Origin of the sequence: Caulobacter sp. Root343 (assembly GCF_001425745.1) — a bacterium.
GTDB lineage: Bacteria > Pseudomonadota > Alphaproteobacteria > Caulobacterales > Caulobacteraceae > Caulobacter.
In genome coordinates, this window is the sequence record NZ_LMDF01000005.1 from 206,882 (window position 1) to 226,489 (window position 19,608).

10 protein-coding genes and 1 pseudogene are annotated in these 19,608 nt (G+C 67.9%); 6 read left to right on the top strand and 5 right to left on the bottom strand.

The features are described 5' to 3' along the window. Nucleotides 1–148: 148 nt before the first annotated feature. The 3 genes and pseudogenes from ASC70_RS05085 to ASC70_RS05095 all read right to left on the bottom strand — a co-directional run bounded on the left by ASC70_RS05085 (nt 149) and on the right by ASC70_RS05095 (nt 6,590). Nucleotides 149–1,840, bottom strand: coding sequence for a glycoside hydrolase family 43 protein (locus ASC70_RS05085; protein ID WP_056047042.1), 1,692 nt, complete (start codon nt 1,838–1,840; stop codon nt 149–151). Between the two features lie 225 nt (nt 1,841–2,065). Then, nucleotides 2,066–3,213: pseudogene (locus ASC70_RS05090) on the bottom strand (endo-1,4-beta-xylanase); the annotation flags it as partial. A gap of 146 nt (nt 3,214–3,359) precedes the next feature. Then, nucleotides 3,360–6,590: a TonB-dependent receptor gene (locus ASC70_RS05095; RefSeq protein ID WP_056047050.1), complete on the bottom strand. Its 3,231-nt coding sequence runs from the start codon at nt 6,588–6,590 to the stop codon at nt 3,360–3,362. A gap of 615 nt (nt 6,591–7,205) precedes the next feature. Here ASC70_RS05095 and ASC70_RS05100 point away from each other — a divergent pair. The 4 genes from ASC70_RS05100 to ASC70_RS05115 all read left to right on the top strand — a co-directional run bounded on the left by ASC70_RS05100 (nt 7,206) and on the right by ASC70_RS05115 (nt 13,119). Continuing rightward, nucleotides 7,206–8,735 (top strand): tryptophan halogenase family protein, encoded by a 1,530-nt coding sequence (locus ASC70_RS05100; protein WP_056047053.1) that lies wholly within the window; start codon nt 7,206–7,208, stop codon nt 8,733–8,735. Then, nucleotides 8,732–9,913 carry a tryptophan 7-halogenase gene (locus ASC70_RS05105; protein ID WP_056047056.1) on the top strand — a complete coding sequence of 394 codons (1,182 nt, stop codon included), beginning with the start codon at nt 8,732–8,734 and terminating at the stop codon, nt 9,911–9,913. Before ASC70_RS05100 ends, ASC70_RS05105 begins: the two co-directional genes overlap by 4 nt. A gap of 180 nt (nt 9,914–10,093) precedes the next feature. Beyond that, nucleotides 10,094–11,611, top strand: a complete 1,518-nt coding sequence (locus ASC70_RS05110; protein ID WP_056047059.1) for a tryptophan halogenase family protein — start codon at nt 10,094–10,096, stop codon at nt 11,609–11,611. Beyond that, a complete protein-coding gene (locus tag ASC70_RS05115) occupies nt 11,608–13,119 on the top strand; it encodes a tryptophan halogenase family protein (RefSeq protein WP_056047061.1) in 1,512 nt (503 codons plus the stop codon). The genes ASC70_RS05110 and ASC70_RS05115 overlap by 4 nt, the downstream gene beginning before the upstream one ends. A 132-nt stretch (nt 13,120–13,251) precedes the next feature. Here the strand turns inward: ASC70_RS05115 and ASC70_RS05120 are convergent, their stop codons facing one another. Together ASC70_RS05120 and ASC70_RS05125 are read right to left on the bottom strand one after the other, a co-directional pair. Then, a complete protein-coding gene (locus ASC70_RS05120) occupies nt 13,252–14,565 on the bottom strand; it encodes an amidohydrolase (protein ID WP_056047065.1) in 1,314 nt (437 codons plus the stop codon). 232 nt (nt 14,566–14,797) lie between these two features. Then, entirely contained in the window at nt 14,798–16,942 is a 2,145-nt protein-coding gene (locus ASC70_RS05125) for an alpha-glucuronidase family glycosyl hydrolase (RefSeq protein ID WP_056047068.1), read from the bottom strand. Between the two features lie 346 nt (nt 16,943–17,288). Between ASC70_RS05125 and manD the strand changes: the two genes are divergently transcribed. Together manD and ASC70_RS05135 are read left to right on the top strand one after the other, a co-directional pair. Then, nucleotides 17,289–18,500, top strand: a complete 1,212-nt coding sequence (gene manD / locus ASC70_RS05130; RefSeq protein WP_056047070.1) for a D-mannonate dehydratase ManD — start codon at nt 17,289–17,291, stop codon at nt 18,498–18,500. A 168-nt stretch (nt 18,501–18,668) separates the two neighbouring features. Beyond that, the gene (locus ASC70_RS05135; RefSeq protein ID WP_056047073.1) at nt 18,669–19,418 is read left to right on the top strand and encodes a FadR/GntR family transcriptional regulator; all 750 of its coding nucleotides are present in this window, start codon (nt 18,669–18,671) and stop codon (nt 19,416–19,418) included. Nucleotides 19,419–19,608 lie beyond the last annotated feature (190 nt).

A 19,608-nucleotide genomic window follows, 5' to 3' on the forward strand; every position in this document is an offset into this window, starting at 1 on the left:
TCCAAGTCTCCTCCCCCTCTGGGGGAGGGGGACCGCCGAAGGCGGTGGAGGGGCCCTGGGCGGCGGTCAACGCACGACCGCTTCGCGGACCCCCTCCGTCTCGATGCGTATTCGCATCGAGCCACCTCCCCCTAATGGGGAGGAGAGATCATTGCTCCGCCCCGTGCGCATACACGCCCAGCATGGTCCCGACGAAGCCGCCGGCGACCTTGGTGCTCAGGGTGGTCCCGTCCGCGCCGGCCTTCAAGGTCTCCCACCTGCCCGGCGCCGTGCCGTAGGCGAAGTCCAGGGTCCCGGCCTTGACGATGATCTTCAGGTTCAGGCCCTGGCCGGATTTGAGGGAAATCGGCCTTTCGGCCACCACCACGCCATCGACGGGATCCTTGTAGCCCGACCGCTTCTCGACCCGCACCAGGGTCTTGCCGCCGTCGCGGACCAGGCCGACGAACCAGTAGAAGTCGTCGTTCTGCACGGCCACCAGCCCGGCCTTGTCGCCGTCGGCCGCGGGCGTGAAGCGCATCGTCGTGGAGACCGTGGCGTTCATGTGCTGCTGGCGACGGGCCCAGATCGAGGGCTGGTCGTTGTGGCCCAGCCGCGCCGAGCGCGCCTCCAGGTTCAGCGTGCCGCCCTTCACCGACCACCAGCGCGTCGCGGGGATGCGCATGGTCATCCAGCTCTTGGGCAGCTCGGGTCCGGCGAAGGTCTCGGCGACCTTGAACGGGCCCGAATTCGGCTCGCCCTTGGAAGGCGGCAGCTTCGGCGCGGTCGCCGCATAGGGAATGGTCTTGCCGTTCTCCAGGATGATCGGCCAGCCGTCCTTCCATTCGACCGGCAGCAGGAAGGTCTCGCGGCCGGTGTTGTAGAGGTCGTCGCCATAGGGGCGCACGGCCAGGAAGGTCGCCCACCACTTGCCGTCGGGCGTGTCCACGAGGTCGGCGTGACCGGCCGAGGTGATCGGCAGCGGCCGGTCCTTGGGCAGGCCGCGCTGGGTCAGGATCGGATTGTCCGTATACGGAACATATGGTCCGGTGACCGCCTTCGATCGCAGCACCACCTGGCTGTGGCCCTCGGCCGTGCCGCCCTCCGCGGCGACCAGATAGTACCAGCCGTCCTTCTTCAGGATGTGCGGGCCTTCGGGCCAGATCGGCTTGGCGGCCGGGTTAACGCCCTTGTCCAGCAGCACGGTGCGCGGGCCGATCGTCTTCTGGGCCTTCTGGTCGTATTCCTGGATCCAGATGGCGCGGTGGCCCTGGTATTCGGGCTTTCCGGGCGGGTTGTCGTTGTTGACGATCCAAGCGCGGCCGTCCCCCTCCCCGCCCTCGTCGAAGAAGATCGAGGCGTCGATGCCGCCGACCTGCGGCAGCCACACCGGGTCCGACCACGGGCCCTTGGGATCCTTGGCGGTGATCAGGAAGTTGCCGCCGCAGTCGACGCAGGTGTTGAGGATGTAGAACAGGCCGTCGTGGAAATCGATCGCCGGCGCGAACACGGCCCGCGACAGGCCCAGCCGCTTGAAGTCCAGCATGCCCGGCCGGTCCAGGGCGTTGCCGATCTGGGTCCAGTGGACGAGGTCGGTCGAGTGGAAGATCGGCAGGCCCGGGAACCAGGCGAAGGTCGAATTGACCAGGTAGTAGTCCTTGCCGACCCGGGTGACGCTGGGGTCGGGATGGAAGCCCTGCAGGATCGGATTGCGATACTGGCCCGGCCCGACCTTGACCGCGTCGGAGGGGTCGGAGCCCTGGTAGACGAAGTTGCTGAACGCGGCGGTTTGAGGGGCGGCGTTCGCGGCCAGGGGGGCTGTGGTCGCCATCAGCGCCAGGCTCAGCACGGTACGGATCATCACCAAACTCCCTAAACCCCGACCTTCCCGGCGAAGGCCGGGACCCAGATTCAGCCTGAGCCTTGGTCGGTCCTGACACTCACAACCTGACGATCTGGGCCCCGGCGTTCGCCGGGGAGATCGGATGATTTTGAAAGGCGTCGATCACGACGTCTTTCCTTTTCCTGTCATCCCGGCTCTTCGCGCTACGCGCTACGGCCGGGATGACACGGGTGTTTGGAATCGCTACCGCGCCGGCGCCGCTCGCAGCGCCGCCGCCACCGCTTCGCGCAGCGGCTTGGGCTTGTAGTTGTCGTCGTACAGGGTCGGGCGCTTGGGGGCCTTGTCCTGGCGCAGCCACTGGTTCTGCAGCCACGAATACTTGTCGACCATGCCCCAGGCCAGCATCTCCTTGGTCTGGCGGTAGCTGAGCATCTGGTCGAGGAAGGCCTTGGCGTAGGCGGCGACCTCGGCGTCGCGTGGGCCGAAGGCGGCGGGCAGGCCCTTGTCGTGGACGTCGAACTCGGTGACCAGCAGGTCGTAGCCCATGCCGGTGACCTCATCGAGGAAAGCGGTCCATTGCTTGGTCTGCGGCTTGCCGAAGCCGGTGAAGCTGTCGGCGTTTTCCGCCCCGATGTGGCTCTGGACGCCCAGGGCGTCGACCGGCGTCCCGCGCTTCTTGAAGCCTTCGAGCAGCTTCAGCACCCCGGCCCGATGCTGCTCGTTGCCGACCTCCTGGCTCATATAGTCGTTGTAGACCAGCCGGGCCTTGGGAGCGGCCTCGCGGGCCACGTGGAAGGCCAGGTCCAGCACCGGCTCCTTGCCCATGGCGTCGGAGAAGACCGTGTCGCGGATCGAGCCGTCCTTGGGGTCGACCGTCTCGTTGACCACGTCCCACGAGATCATCTGCGGGTAGCGCTTGCACAGGGTCTGGATGTGCTCGCTCACCATTTTCGCGGCCGCCGCGGCGGGCCTGGGGCCGAAGTCGTAGGTCTTCACCCAGGCCGGGAACCACTGCGGGTGGTGCCACAGCAGGGTGTGGCCGCGCAGGGCTTGGCCGTTGGCCTTGGCGAAGTCGGCGATGCGGTCGGCGCGCTCGAAGTCGAAGCTGTCCGGCCCCTTGGCGCGGACGACGTACCATTTGAGTTCGTTCTCGGGGACCAGCAGGCCGCACTCGCGGGCCAGGATCTCGCGGTACTTGGGATCCTCGAACGAGCCGGTCAGGGCGCCCTTCGGCCCGGCCCCGACGGCGCTGCCGAAATAGAGGCCCTTGGCCTTGGCCAGGTCGCGCAGGGCGGGGCCTTCGGCGGCGAACGCCGGGCCGGCGAAGGTCGCCGCCGCGCCTAGGGCCAGGAGATCTCTGCGGGAGGGACGCATACTCGGGCTCCAAGAAAACGCGCACCGTCTTGGAGGAACGGTGCGCGCCAAGATTGGCAGGCGTATCGAGCCTCGCCGTTCCGAGCCTGGAGGCCGGGGACCGGCGAAACCCATCCGGAGCCGCCGGCCCGAGCGAGAAGCCCGGACCGACGATCCACGGATCCTAGAAGCTGGCGCGCAGCACCACCGTGTAGCGGCGGTCGGCCATGAACCAAGAGCGGCCGGTCTTCAGCAGGTCGTCGTTCAGGACCTGCGTCGTCCGGGTGGTTTCGTTCAGCAGGTTCACGCCCTGCACGCCGACCTTCACCTTGTCGTTGACCGTGTAGAACAGCGAGCCGTCCAGCTGGCCGGTCGCCTCGTTCATGATCGGCGCGTAGGGGATGATCACGTCGCGGACGGTGAGCAGGAAGTCCGAGCGCCAGTTGTAGGCCAGGCGCGCCGAGACTTTGCCCTTCTCGTAGATAACCGCGAAGTTGGCGTTGTACTTCGACAGGCCCTGCAGCGGCAGCTTGGCGGTGTTGACCGTGGTGACGCGGCCGGCGGCCACGTCGGGGTCGGTCGCCGACAGCGTGCTTTGCGGCACGCCCTTGCTGTCGATGTAGCTGAAGTTGGCGTTGATGCCGAGGCCGTCGAAGGGCTTGGGCAGGAAGTCGTAGAACTGCTGGTAGCCGACTTCGAAGCCCTTGACCTTGGCCTTCTGGTCCGAGTTGCCCGGCGTGGTCACCAGCACGTCGAACGTGGCGCCGTTGTTGGTGAACGGCACGCGCGCGGTCGTGTTGGTCGCGACGTCGGTCAGCTCCTTGTAGAAGGCCGCGACGGTCAGCGAGCCGACCGGCGCGAAGTACCATTCCACCGAGGCGTCGACGTTCTTGGATTGGGTCGGCTTCAGGAAGGGATTGCCGACCGTGACATTGCCCGACGGCTGACCGTTGGTGATGCCGTCAGGGTTCGTGTTCAGCGCCAGGCTGTAGTAGTTGCGGGTCAGGCCGATGTCCGGCGGCGTGATCGTCTTGGACAGGCCGAAGCGATACTGCACGCCGTGCGGGGCCATGATCTTCAGGTTGAAGCTGGGCAGCCAGTACTCGAACGAGGCCTTGGCGGTGGTCGGCACGGTGGCGCCGTTCTGCCAGTTCCGCGCCGCGGCGCGGACTTGCGGCGACAGACCGCAGAACGACGAGGCGACGAACGGCTGCTTCGGATCCGGCAGGGCCTGCCAGTCGGTGAAGGCCTTGGTGCAATCGGCGTCGGTCGACAGGCTGGTCGAGATCGGGAACGCCAGGAAGCCGCTCGCCTCGCGGTCGGTCTTGGTATAGCGCAGGCCGATATTGCCGCTGATGCGCAGGTCGTTCAGGTCGCCCTTGAAGCGCGCCATCAGATAGGCGGACTTGGTCTTCTCGTTGACCGGGTTGATTTCCTGCGGACGGAACGGTGTGCCGGCGGTGACGCCGCAACGCTGCGCCAGCGGCACCCAGTTCTGCGGGCAGCCGCCCGACAGGCGGTCACGCCACTCGTCGCCGACCGCCATCGCGAACTGCGACACGGCCCCGTAGTTGTCGACCAGGTTCTGCGAGAAGAACATCCGCGGTTCCGAGCCGGTCGGAACGCCGGTCTTGCCGCGCAGGAAGTTGTCGAAGGCGTAGGTCTCGGTCACGCGCGCGCTGGTTTCGCCGCCCGAGGTGTTGGGGTTGCCGTTGATCGGGTCGTCGAACCACACCGGGCCGCCGCTGCCCCAGATTTCCGAGACCACGCCCCAGTTGTAGGCCGAGAAACGGGTGGTCTGGTCACGTTCCGACCAACGCACGCCGGCCTTGACGGAGTCGAACCAGGTGTCGTCGTTGAACTTGTATTCGACGTCGAACTTGACCGCGTCTTCCGTGCCTTCCGACCGCTCGATGTGGTCCATCGCCGAGCGCCAGAAGTTGTTGTACGGGTCGCTGAGGCTGCTGTGCGTCCCTCGGGTGTAGGACGGGCAGTTGTTGTTGAACGGGGCGCAGTTCGACACCGTCGTGCCGTTGGACGGCGCGGTGAACTTCACGTCCGGCAGGTCGTTGCCGTGCAGGGTGATGGCGGCGTTCTGGAACGTCGAACCCCACAGGCCCATGCTGATGGCGTTGGCCTTGGAGTCGACGTGCTGGGCGTCGAACAGGAAGCCCCAGTGCTCGTTCGGCGTCCATTTGAAGTTGAAGCCGTAGTCGGTCGTGATGTTGGTGTTGTCTTCGTCGCGACGGACGTTGTTCGACTGCAGGCCGTCGATCGGCGTGCGCGGATCGCTGCCCTGCTGGTCGGCGCGCCAGCCGGTGGTGCCGGTGATCACGCCGTTGGTGAAGACGCCGCTCTCGTCGAAGGTGAAGCTGGTGCCGGCCGCCGGACGCGAGTCGCCATTGCCGGCGACGTTGTCGGTGGCGATTTCGATCGCGTGCTCGGTCCACTTGGTGGTCGATTCCGAGCGCAGGTACTGGAACGCGGCCTGCATCGTGCCGTCGGTGCTCTTCCACTGCACCGCCGCGGCGCGGCCTTCGCGCTTGCGGTCGCTTTCGGTGGAGCGGAACGCCGCGCCGCGCGGGAACCAGACGCCCTTGCCGGTGGCGCAGGTGGCGACGGCGACGCCCAGATTGGTGCGGCAGCCGAAGTTCGACACCTGGATGGCGTCGCTGCGGGTCGACAGCTTCGAGTTCACGAAGCTGGCCAGCACGCCGACCTCGCCGATCGCGGTGTCGAAGCGGTCGCTGAACAGGACCGAATAGGTCGGCTGCCACTTCTTCGACAGATCGCCGTAGCTGTCTTCGACCGACAGCGACACGATGCGCTTCTTGCTGTCGAACGGCAGGCGCGTGCGCAGGTTCACCGTGCCCGAGATGCCGCCTTCGATCAGGTCGGCCGAGGGGCTCTTGAACACGTCCACGCCGCCCATCAGCTCGGACGGAACGTCGGCGAAGCTGAGGATACGGCCGTTGTTGGCGGTGAAGGTGTCGCGGCCGTTCAGTTCCGAACGGACGAAGTTCAGGCCGCGGACGACCACGCCCGAGCCTTCGACCGAGAAGTGGTCGGGGTCGACGCCGGCGGCGAAACGGTTGATGGCCACGCCCGGCACGCGCGACAGCGCTTCGGTGACCGAGCGGTCCGGCAGGGCGCCGATGTCTTCGGCGGTGATCGAGTCGCCGATGATCTCGGACGACTGCTTCAGCTGCTGGCTGCTCTTCAGGCTCTGCTTGATGCTGGTGACGATGACCTCGTCGACCGTCTGCGCGTCGGCCTTGGCCGGCGCCGCGGTCTGAGCCATGGCCGGCGCGCCGATGGCCAGTGCGCCCAGCACCAGCACCGAAGCGCCGTATTTCAGAGTATTGGCGATAGAATTGCGTCCGCGAGCCGCGGACGGCCGATTGGCCGTGCCCATTGTAGTCCCCTCCCCAGGTTCTCGTTTTTGGCAGCGCGGGTAGCGCTACCATTGATCATGTTACCGTGACCATTGTTGTCAGATCACATGACTGACCACTGGTCGTCAAGCGTTGTCACAAACGCTCGTTTCGTTTAGCCATAAGGAATGGGAACGTTACCATTTTAGGTAGACGCGGCGGCCGCTTGCGCGGTTTCGCACGTCTAGTCTCGACCTGGTGACCTCCCCATCCGTGGCCTGGCCTCTTAAGCTGGTCAGACCACGGTCAACCGGATTCCCGACGTCCGGATAAAACAACGATGACAACGTAGGACAGCGTTGTCAATTTCACCGCTCGCCGACGCTGGTCATCTGACGATGGTCCGACAGGCCGGCGGACTTGGGGGCGGACTTGGGGGAGGCTTGCATGACGGACGAAAAGGTCCGCGCGATGGGATCGGCCGGGGCTGAAGGCCGCGTCCGAATGCCGCACCTCGAAAGCTGTCATCCCGGGCGAAGCGAAGCGCAGACCCGGGACCGCCGGAAACGCCCGCGCTCGTGGCGGTCCCGGCTCTCCGCGCTGCGCGCTGCGGCCGGGATGACAAAGGGGGTAGCTTCGGGCTTGAGTGCCCACGCATGACCCCCTCCCCCATCCGCAAGATCGTCATTGTCGGCGGCGGCACGGCCGGCTGGATGACCGCCGCCGGCCTGGCCGCGGTGCTGAAGGGCCTGCCCGTCGCGATCGAACTGGTCGAGTCGGCCGAGATCGGCACGGTCGGGGTCGGCGAGGCCACCGTCCCGCACATCCGCGACTACAACGCCCGCCTCGGCCTGGACGAAGCCGACTTCATGCGGAAGACCCAGGCCACCTACAAGCTGGGCATCGAGTTCCGCGACTGGGGTCGCAAGGGCGACGCCTACGTCCACCCGTTCGGCGCGTTCGGACAGCCGATCGCCGGCATCCCGTTCCACCAGCACTGGCTGCGGGCTCGAGCCCTCGCCAAGAAAGGATTGGGCGAGGCCGCGCCGATCCAGGCCTACAGCCTGCCGATCATGGCCGGACTGGCCGGCAAGTTCGCCCCGCCCTCGCCCGACCCGCGCTCGCTGGGCTCGACCTTCTCGTACGCCTACCAGTTCGACGCCGGCCTCTACGCCCTCTATCTGCGGGCCTATTCCGAGGCGCGCGGCGTGGTCCGCACCGAGGGCAAGATCGCCACCGTCGCCCAGCGGCCCGACGACGGCTTCGTCACCGGCGTCACGCTGGAGAGCGGCCAGACGATCGAGGGCGACCTGTTCGTCGACTGCTCCGGCTTCCGGGGCCTGCTGATCGAGCAGACCCTGCAGGCCGGCTATGACGACTGGACCCAGTGGCTGCCCTGCGATCGCGCCGCCGCCGTGCCGTGCGACTCGGTCGAGCCGGCCACGCCCCTGACCCGCGCCACCTCGGACGCCGCCGGTTGGCGCTGGCGCATCCCGCTGCAGCACCGGGTCGGCAACGGCTATGTCTATTGCTCCAGCTACATCAGCGACGACGAGGCCGCCCGGGTCTTGCTCGAGAAGCTGGACGGCGAGGCGCAGGCCGATCCGCGCTTCCTGCGGTTCGTCACCGGCCGCCGCAAGCAGCAGTGGCTGAAGAACGTGGTCGCCATCGGCTTGTCGTCGGGCTTCCTGGAACCGCTGGAGAGCACCAGCATCCACCTGATCCAGGTGGCGATCAGCACCCTGCTGGAGCTGTTCCCGCACCAGGGCTGCGAGCAGGCCGACCAGGACGAGTACAACCGGGTCATGGACCTGGAGTTCGAGCGGATCCGCGACTTCCTGGTGCTGCACTACCACGCCAACCAGCGCGAGGATTCGGCCTTCTGGAACGACCGCCGGGCCGCCCCGATCCCCGATAGCTTGGCGCAGAAGATCGCCCTGTTCCGCGAGCGCGGCGTGGTGGCGGCCTACAAGGACGGTTTCTTCAAGGAGCCGTCGTGGCTGTCGGTCTATCTGGGACAGAACGTCCTGCCGGATGGCTTCGACCCTCTGGTCGAGGCGATCGACCCGGCCCAGTCGGCGCGGCTGCTGGCCGAGCTGCAAGCCGCCGTGGCCCGCACGGTCCAGTCCATGCCTGAGCACGAGACGTTCCTGCGCTCGGTCGCCGACGCGAGGACTCCGGCATGAAGGTCCTGATCGTCGGCGGCGGCATCGACGCCTGGATGACCGCCGCGACCCTGGCCGTCGCCGCCAAGGGCGTGGCCGCCGTCACCGTGGCCGAGACCGCCCCGCCCGGCGCCGGCCGCGTCGCCGCCCTGCCCGCCCTGCGCGGCCTGCACGCCCGGCTGGGGATCGCCGAGCCGGCGGTGATCCGCGCCGCCACCGCCACCCCGCGCCTGGCCATGCGCTTCGGCGAGCACCTGGCGCCGTTCGGCGAGACCGGGGCCACGCTGGACGGCCTGGCCTTCCATCACTACTGGCTGCGGGCCGGCGGGACCGCGCCGCTCAGCGACTGGAGCCTGGCCGCCCAGGCCGCCGCGCGCGGCCGCTTCGCCCTGCCCAGCCCCGACCCGCGCTCGCCGCTCTCGACCCTGGACCACGGCCTGCACCTGGACGCCGCCGGCTATGCGGGCCTGCTGAGGGACGTGGCGCTGAAGGCGGGCGCGACGCTGGTCGAGGGCCCGGTCGAGCGGGTCGACAAGGCCGGCGACAGGGTCGCGGCGGTCGTGGTCGGCGATCGACGCCTGGAGGCCGACCTCTTCGTCGACGCCACGGGTGAGCAGGCCCTGCTGATCGGCGACCAGCCCTGGATCGACTGGAGCGCCTGGCTGCCCCAGGGCGCGCGGCTGGTCGAGGAGGGCCTGGTCTCGAGCTTCGAACCCGCGCCCCTGAAGGCCGGCTGCCGGATCCGGGTGCTGGCCGGCAATGTCGTGGCGGTCGGCGGCGCGGCCTGCGCGATCGGCGCGGCCGACGGCGGCGACCTGCACCTGGTCCAGACCGCCGTCTCGCGCCTGGTCGCCCTCTTTCCCAACAGCCCGGCGGCGGCGGACGAGTTCGACCGTCTATCGATCGCCGCGATCGAGCGGGCCCGCGACATGGCCATCCTGCGCTGGGGCGACCTCACCGCCCCGCCCGCCCCCCTGGCCCGCAAGATCGCCCAGTTCGAAAGCCGCGGCCGCGTGGTCCTGTACGACGAGGAGACCTGGCCCGAGAGCGCCTGGGTCTATGCGATGCTGGCGCGGGGCATCATCCCGAGACGCTGGGATCCCCTGGCCGACCGCGCGCCGCTGGAGCGGACGCGGGACATGCTGGCGCGGATGAAGGCGATGATCGAACAGACGGCGGAGGGGATGGCCAGTGTTTGAGCGCTTTTCCCCTCTCCTCCCCATTAGGGGGAGGTGGCTCGATGCGRATACGCAGCGAGACGGAGGGGGTCCGCGAAGCGGTGKTGACTTCGCCACCTCACAGGGCCCCTCCACCGGCGTYCGCCGGTCCCCCTCCCCCGGAGGGGGAGGAAAGATGAACTTGAACCTCGTGAGCCCCGCATGACCCCCAACCCCATCCGCAAGGTCCTGATCGTCGGCGGCGGCACCGCCGGCTGGATGACGGCCGCCGCACTCGCCAAGGTGCTCGACACCAAGGGCGTGGCCGTCACCCTGGTGGAGTCCGACGCCATCGCCACGGTCGGGGTCGGCGAGGCGACGATCCCGCCGATCACCACCTTCAACCAGATCCTCGGCATCGACGAGGCCGAGTTCATGCGGGCCACCAAGGGCAGCTTCAAGCTGGCCATCGAGTTCCGCGACTGGCTGAAACCCGGCCACCGCTACCTGCACCCGTTCGGCGCCTTCGGCCTGGATATCGAGGCGCTGAAGTTCCACCAGTTCTGGCTGCGCGCCCACCACGAGGGCTGGGCCGCGCCGATCGACGACTTCAACCTGCCGGCCACCGCCGCCAACCTCGGCAAGTTCGCCCTGCCGTCGAAGGACCCCGGCCAGGTGATGTCGAGCATCAAATACGCCTTCCATTTCGACGCCGGCCTCTACGCCAAGTACCTGCGGTCCTATGCCGAGAAGCGCGGCGTGGTCCGGGTCGAGGGCAAGGTCGCCAGCGTCCAGCAGCACGGCGAGACCGGCTTCGTCACCGGCGTGACCTTGGAGGGCGGCCAGGTGCTGGAGGCCGACCTGTTTGTCGACTGCACCGGCTTCCGCGCCCTGCTGATCGAGCAGACCCTGAAGACCGGCTTCGAGGACTGGGGTCACTGGCTGGCCAACGACCGCGCCGTGGCCTTGCAGTGCGAGATGGGCGGCGACGGCCTGACCCCCGTCACCCGCGCCACCGCCCACGAAGCCGGCTGGGTCTGGCGCATCCCGCTGCAGCACCGGATCGGCACGGGCTATGTCTATTCCAGCCAGCACATCAGCGACGAGGACGCGCTGAAGACCCTGCGGAGCACCCTGGACGGCGCCCCGACCCAGGAGCCGAATTTCATCAAGTTCCGCCCCGGCCGCCGCAAGCAGATCTGGAACAAGAACGTCGTGGCCATCGGGCTGTCGTCGGGCTTCCTGGAGCCGCTGGAAAGCACCAGCATCCACATGATCCAGGCCGGCATCACCAAGCTGCTGGCCCTGTTCCCGGACAAGGGCTTCAACCCGGTCGAGATCGCCGAGTACAACCGCCTGACCATCCTGCAGGTCGAGCTGATCCGCGACTTCATCATCCTGCACTTCCACGCCAACCAGCGGGACGAGCCGTACTGGAAGGCGTTGCGCGAGATGGAGATCCCAGCCGACCTGAAGCGCAAGATGGACCTGTTCCGCGCCTCTGGCCGCTTGTTCCAGTCGGACTACGACCTGTTCGCCGAGCCCAGCTGGATCGCCGTCCTGTTGGGCCAGGGCGTGACGCCGGAGCGCCACGACCCGCTCGTCGACCAATATGACCAGGCCTTCGTCAAGGCGCAGATGGCGCGGATGGGCGCGCTGATCCGCCAGACCGGCGAGGCCATGCCCACCCACGAAGACTTCGTCGCCCGCTACTGCGCCGCTCCCGAGTTCGCCAAATGATCGAGAACCACCGCCTGCGCCGCGTCGTCATCGTCGGCGGCGGCACCGCCGGCTGGATGACCGCCGCCGCCCTGGGGCGCTTCCTGAAGGACGGCTACACCCAGGTCACCCTGGTCGAGTCCGAGGCGATCGGCACGGTCGGGGTCGGCGAGTCGACCATCCCTCAGATCAACATGTTCAACCGCATGCTGGGGCTGGACGAGAACGAGTTCGTCAAGAAGACCAAGGCGACGTTCAAGCTGGGCATCGACTTCGTCGACTGGCAGCGGATCGGCCACAGCTACCACCACCCGTTCGGCCCCTATGGCGTCGACATGGAGGGGGTGTCGTTCCACGCCTATTGGCTGAAGGCCCGGGCGATGGGGCTGGACGACGACCTCGGCGCCTACAGCCTGCAGACCGTCGGCTCGCGCCAGAGCAAGTTCATGCGCCCCAACGGCCAGGCCAACTCGCCGCTGGGCCAGATCGCCTACGCCTTCCAGTTCGACGCCGGGCTCTACGCCAGGTTCCTGCGCGAATACGCCGAGGCGCGCGGCGTCGTGCGCCAGGAGGGCAGGATCGCCACGGTCCAGCAGGACGGCGAGACCGGCTTCGTCACCTCGGTTTCCCTCGAAAACGGCCAAGTCGTCGAAGGCGACCTGTTCATCGACTGCTCGGGCTTCCGGGGCCTGCTGATCGAACAGACCCTGAAGGCCGGCTACGAGGACTGGAGCCAGTGGCTGCTGAACGACCGCGCCGTGGCCATGCCCTGCGCGCTGGCCGGCTCGATGGCCCCGGTGACCCGCGCCACGGCCCGGCCGTACGGCTGGCAGTGGCGGATCCCGCTGCAGCACCGCCTGGGCAACGGCTACGCCTATTGCAGCCGCTTCATCAGCGACGACGAGGCCACGGCGGATCTGCTGGGCAACCTGGACGGCGAGCCCCTGGCCGAACCGAACCTGCTGCGCTTCACCGCTGGCCGCCGCAAGACCAGCTGGGACAAGAACGTCGTCGCGATCGGCCTGTCGGCCGGCTTCATGGAGCCGCTGGAGAGCCAGTCGATCCACCTGATCCAGGTCGGGATCTCGCGCCTGCTGGCCCACTTCCCCGACCGGCATTTCCGGCAGGCCGACACCGACCGCTACAACCGGACCATGACCTTCGAATACGAGAAGATCCGGGACTTCCTGATCCTGCATTTCAAGGCCACCGAGCGCAACGACACCCCCTACTGGGACTATCTGCGCGAGATGCCGATCCCCGACTACCTGACCGACAAGATCGAACTGTTCCGGGGTTCGGGCCGGATCTTCCGCGAGAACGAGGAGCTGTTCAACGACACCTCGTGGTTCGCGGTGATGATCGGCCAGGGGATCACGCCCGAGAGCTACGACCCGATGGTCGACAGCATGGACGAGGCCCTGTTCCGGTCCCGGATGGCCGAGATCAAGGCGGTGATCGCGCGCTCGGCCGAGGTGATGCCCGACCACATGGCGTTCATCGCGGAGCACTGCGCGGCGGAGGGGTAGCTTCCCTCTCCCCTTGCGGGAGAGGGTGGCCCGAAGGGCCGGGTGAGGGGTCGCGCTCCGCTATCCGGACAGGTCTTTCGACCCCTCATCCGTCAGCTCCGCTGACACCTTCTCCCGCAAGGGGAGAAGGGATTACTTCCCCATCACCCCCATCACCGCCAACGTCATCGCCTCCACCCCTGTCCGGATGCTCGGCTCCGGCGTCGGGGCGAAGAACGGCGAGTGGTTGACCGGCAGGGGGCGGTCCTCGGCCTTGGCCTTGGCGATTTCGGCCGGGGCGTAGCCGCCGATGCCGAAATAGACCGAGGGCACGCCGGCCAGGACGAATTCCGAATAGTCCTCCGACGCCGAGCCCGGCCTGTCCTGCGCCACCGCGCGGGCCCCGAACGCGGCCTTGAACACCGTCGCCGTGCGCGCGGTCAGGGCGGCGTCGTTGACCACCATCTTGCCGCCGGGGGTGATCTTCAGGTCGGCGGGCGGGGCGCCGGCCATGTCGGTGACGGCCTTCACCGTGCGCTCGACGCCGGCCAGGATCCTGTCGCGCACCGCATTGTCCTGGGTGCGGATGGTGCCGCGCACCCGGGCCTTGTCGGGGATGATGTTGCCGGCGCTGCCCGCCTGGATCGAGCCGACCGTGACGACGCCGAACGCGGCGGGGTCCTTCTCCCGGCTGATCACGCTCTGGACATCGACGGTGAAGCGGGCCGCCATCAGCACCGGGTCGATGGTCGAGGCCGGCATCGAGCCGTGGCCGCCGCGGCCGTTGAAGGTGACGTCCAGCCCGTCCGAGGTCGAGGTCAGCACCCCGGCCTTGTAATAGACCTCGCCCGCCGCGCCCGAGCCGACGTGCAAGGCGAAGCCGTAGTCGGGCTTGCCGCCGATCTTGTCGAACAGGCCGTCGGCCAGCATGGCCCGCGCGCCGCTGACCGTCTCCTCGGACGGCTGGGCGACGAAGACCAGCGTGCCCTTCCACTGGGCCTTGCGGGCGACCAACTGGCGGGCGGTCCCGATCCAGGCGGCCATGTGGATGTCGTGGCCGCACGAATGGGCGACGAACACCTTGTCACCGTTCCAGGTCGCCGTCGCCTGGCTGGCGTAAGGCAGGCCGGTCTTCTCCTGCATCGGCAGGCCGTCCAGCTCGGTGCGGACCAGCACCTTGGGTCCGTCGCCGTTCTTCAGCACCGCGACGAGCCCGGTCTTGCCGACGCCCTCGGTGACGGTGAAGCCCAGGGCGCGCATTTCCTTGGCCAGCTTGGCGGCGGTTTCGACTTCCTGGAAACCCAGCTCCGGATGGGCGTGGATGTCCTTGTAGATCGCCTCCAGCGCCGGGTAGTCGCGGTCCAGCTGGGCGTCGATGGTTTTCAGGGTGGTGGGGACGTTCAGCGGCGCGGCCTGGGCGGCCGTGGCCAGCAGGGCGGCCAGGGCCGTGGTGAGGAGGAGGTTCATGCGGCGGGGCCCCGGGTGTGTGTCAGTGGATCGACGAAACACCTTAGCTCAACCGCTATCCTCTCAGGCCTATTTCCCTCTCCTCCCCCTCTGGGGGAGGGGGACCGGCGAACGCCGGTGGAGGGGCCCTGTGAGGTGGCGAAGTCACCACCGCTTCGCGGAGCCCCTCCGTCTCGCCGCGTATTCGCGGCGATCCACCTCCCCCTAATGGGGAGGAGAGATTGTTCCCTCCTCAGTTCCCCGGCGCGTACGGGAACTGCATCGCCTCGTAGTCCTCCAGCGACTTCGCCGGAGCCTTCTCCCCCGCCGGCAGCGGGCGCTTCGAAAACGACCCGAACCAGGCCACCGAGGCGTCGCGCCACCATTGGGCTTCGTCGCGTTGGATCTTCAGGAAGTCGGCGACCTCGGCGTGGCGCTGGGGGTCGACATAGGGGGCCAGCCCCGCCCAGGTGCGGTTCATGCCGTCCACATAGGCCACGCCCCGCCCGTAGTGCTTGACGAGGCCGTCCCACAGGGTGTCGCCGGACTTCAGGCGGTAGTCCCAGGACAGGTGGTGGAACCACAGGAGGTTCTTCTCGTCGACGCACTTCAGGTCGGCGAAGCAGGCCCCCACGGCCGGGGCGTACTGGGCCGTGGCGTTGCTGCCCGAGGGCGTGCGGTCGAAGCCGATGCCATCCGGTCCGGCCTTGGCGTAGTAGACGCTGGTCCAGTCGGCGCGCGGCCCGCCGGCCACCCAGGGGCCCGGGCCGTAGTGATGACTGCGGCCCATCTGGTGGTGCAGGCCGAGCGGAGTCATGTAGTCGACCGCCGCCTCGCGCGAGCCCATCATCATGTCCACGACCGGCTTCACGAAGCGCGGGTCGTTGGTGAAGGTCATCCTGGCCCAGTCGGCGGCGATGTCGCGGGCCGAGGCCTCCGGGTCCCAGGCCAGGCGACCGAACACGTACCAGTTGGCCTGGTCGAACTGCGAGCCGGACCAGTTGCGGTCCGAGCCGATGTTGGCCACCCCGGCCATCACCGTCAGCTTGCGGCCGTCCAGCGACCCGTCGACAACCTTGGCCACCGTCGAGCCCTTGCCGTGGGCCATCGTGTCGGACTTCAGGGTCTCCTCGTAGAGCGGGCCGAGGTAGACGAGGTGGGTGGAGAAGCCGAGATATTCCTTGGTGATCTGGAACTCCATGCCGAGGTTCGATTTCGGCATGGCCCCGAACAGCGGGTGGAACGGCTCGCGCGGCTGGAAGTCGATCGCGCCGTTCTTGACCTGGATGACGACGTTGTCGCGGAACTGGCCGTCGAACGGCTTGAACTCGTTGTAGCCCTGCTTGGCGCGGTCGTCGGGCTGCTCGTGCGAATAGACGAAGGCGCGCCAGATCACGACTCCACCATAAGGTCCCACCGCGTCGGCCAGCATGTTGGCCCCGTCGACATGGGTGCGGCCATAGTCCTGCGGCCCTGGCTGGCCCTCGGAATTGGCCTTCACAAGGAAGCCGCCGAAGTCGGGGATGGCCTTGTAGAGCTCGTCGGCCTTGGCCTTCCAGAAGGCGGCGACGGCCGGGTCAGCCGGATCGGCGGTCTTCAGGCCGCCGATCTCGATCGGGGCCGAGAACCGGGCCGAAAGATAGACCCGGATCCCGTACGGCCGCAGCGTGTCGGCCACGGCGGCGGCCTTGGCGATGAACGGCGGGGTCAGGCTGTCGGCCTTGGCGTTGACGTTGTTCAGCACCGTCCCGTTGATGCCGATCGAGGCGTTGGCGCGGGCGTAGTCGACCAGGCGCGGGTCGACATGGCCGGGCAGCCGCCACCAGTCGAAGATCGACTGGCCGGAATAGCCGCGCTCGACCGTGCGGTTCAGGTTGTCCCAGTGGTTCAGCATCCGCAGCTTCACCTTGGGCGAGCTCATGATGTCGAGGTTGTCGACGCTCTGGCGGGTCTGGATCAGCGAGAGATAGCGATAGACGCCGTAGAGCACGCCGATGTCGTTGGGCGCGGCGATGACGGTGGTCTTCTTGCCGTCGATCAGCACGGTGCGGATCAGATAGCCCTCGCGACCCAGCTCGGAGGTCGGCAGGCGCATCATGTGCAGGGGGTGCGAGAACTGCGGCAGGCCCAGCAGGATGACCCCGTCCTGGCTGGCGCGCTCGGCCGTCGCCGGCGCTTGGCCCAGCAGGCCGGTCAGGCCCCGCACCAGCTCGGCGCGGGCCAGCTGCAAGCCGGGCCGGTCGGCGACGGGCGCGACGGCGCGGGCCGCGGCGGCGTAGGGCGCGCGGGCGGACGCCTCGACCGGCTTGTAGCGGAGCCACAGATCATAGCCGTCCTCGGCCCGGGCGGCCGGGGCGATGAGGAGCAGCAGAGCCGCCGCGAACGCCAACAAACGCATGTCTCACTCCCATTGTCCCGACCTCCCCGGCGAAAGCCGGGGCCCAGCTGAAAGGGCTGTGAGGGGCCAGGAAAGGGCTCACGCTCAGGCTGGATCTGGATCCCGGCTTTCGCCGGGAAGATCGGACTATTTGCAGTTCTTTATTGTCGTCGCCCAACCCGAAAGACACCGCTCTCGGAGCGCCGCCAAAGGTCGGGACACTCTCTCATAGTGGTCTGACCACTGGGTTGACAAGCCTTATGGTACCGGTAAACCGATAGCGGGAGGAAGATGGACGTCGCGCGCCTGGCTTTACGGCGCGCCCGCGATCTTTCGGCCCGTCCCGAGATCTCAAACAAAGCGTCCCATGCCCAAGATCATCGCCGCCAAGACCATCGTCACGTGTCCGGGGCGCAACTTCGTCACCCTGAAGATCATCACCGACGAAGGCGTGTACGGCATCGGCGACGCCACGCTGAACGGCCGCGAGCTGGCGGTCGAGGCCTATCTGACCCACCACGTCATCCCCTGCCTGATCGGCCGCGACGCCCACCAGATCGAGGACATCTGGCAGTACCTGTACAAGGGCGCCTACTGGCGTCGCGGCCCGGTGACCATGGCCGCCATCGCCGCGGTCGACACGGCGCTGTGGGACATCAAGGGCAAGCTCGCCGGCCTGCCCGTCTACCAGCTGCTGGGCGGCGCCTGCCGCTCGGGCGTCATGGTCTATGGCCACGCCAACGGCGAGACGATCGAGGAGACCCTCGACAACGCCGCCCACTACGCGGAGGAGGGCTACAAGGCCGTCCGCCTGCAGACCGGCGTGCCGGGCATGAGCGGCACCTACGGCGTCTCCAAGGACAAGTTCTTCTACGAGCCGGCCGACAGCGACCTGCCCAAGGAGACCGTCTGGTCGACCGAGCGCTACATGCGCTCGACCCCCGCCCTGTTCGAGGCCGCCCGCCTGCGGCTGGGCGATGACCTGCACCTGCTGCACGACGTCCACCACCGCCTGTCGCCCATCGAGGCCGGCCGCCTGGGCAAGGATCTGGAGCCCTACCGCCTGTTCTGGATGGAGGACGCCACCCCGGCCGAGAACCAGGCCAGCTTCCGCCTGATCCGCCAGCACACCACCACGCCGCTGGCCGTGGGCGAGATCTTCAACTCGATCTGGGACTGCAAACAGCTGATCGAGGAACAGCTGATCGACTATATCCGCGCCACCGTGGTCCACGCCGGCGGGATCAGCCACCTGAAGAAGCTGGCCAGCTTCGCCGACCTCCATCACGTGCGCACCGGCTGCCACGGGGCCACCGACCTGTCGCCGGTCTGCATGGGCGCGGCCCTGCACTTCGACCTGTCGATCCCCAATTTCGGCGTCCAGGAATATATGCGCCACACGCCCGAGACCGACGCGGTGTTCCCGCACGCCTACACTTTCAAGGACGGCATGCTGCATCCGGGCGAGGCGCCGGGCCTGGGCGTCGACATCGACGAAGCACTGGCGGCCAAATACCCCTACCAGCGCGCCTATCTGCCGGTCGCCCGTCGCCTGGACGGCTCGATGCACGACTGGTGAGATCAGGCGCGAAACAGAGGTAGGCCACCGTTTCGTCCGACATCAGGCCTTGCAGGCCGGCAAACCTGACCAATCCGTCGGGACGGGCTAAAATGTAGGACATTTCGGGTCATTGTTCGTGTTAGTGACTGAACGATCGCCACGTGTCCTTCGAGCCTCCCGCCACCCATGTCCGACAACGTCAAGCTCTACCGCAAGATCGCCGACACCGTGGCCGACGCCATCGAGGCGGGGCAGTACAAGATCGGCGACCGCCTGCCGACCGAGCGCGAACTGGCCGAACAGTTCGGCGTCTCGCGCCCGACCCTGCGCGAGGCGATGATCGCCCTGGAGATGCTGGGCATGATCGAGGCCCGCCACGGCCTGGGCATCTATGTCACCGGCAACATCCGCCCGATCGCCCCGTCGGCCGAGGTCGACTTCGAGATCGGCGCCTTCGAGCTGATCGAGGCTCGACGCCTGTTCGAGGGCGAGGCCGCCGCCCTGGCCGCCACCTCGATCAACGACGAGCAGATCGCCGAGCTGGACGGCCTGCTGGAGCGGATGCACGTCGAGGAAGAGATCCGGGGCGAGGACGCCGACCGCGAGTTCCACCTGACCATCGCCCGCGCCACCGGCAACGGCGCGATCATCGCCACGATCGAGAACCTGTGGGACTGGCGCAACCGCTCGCCCCTGGCCCGCAACATCCTGACCCGCGCCCGCGGCATGGGCCTGGAGCCGCGCATCGTCGAACACCGCCGCGTCGTCGACGCCCTCAAGGCCCACGACCCCGCCGCCGCCCGCCAAGCCATGCGCGACCACCTGGAACGCGTCATCGACCACCTGCTGCACGCGACGGAGACCGAGGCCGTGCAACGGGCGCAGCAGGAGACCACGGCGCGTAGGAACGCGATCGCGAAACGGGTGGCGATTTAGATTTTCTCCTCCCCATTAGGGGGAGGTGGCGCGATGCGGATACGCATCGAGACGGAGGGGGTCCGCGAAGCGGTCGTGCGTTCGCCACCTCACAGGGCCCCTCCACCGCCGTTCGGCGGTCCCCCTCCCCCAGAGGGGGAGGAGAGTGATCGCTGGCTCTCTCCTCCCCATTAGGGGGAGGTGGCGCGAT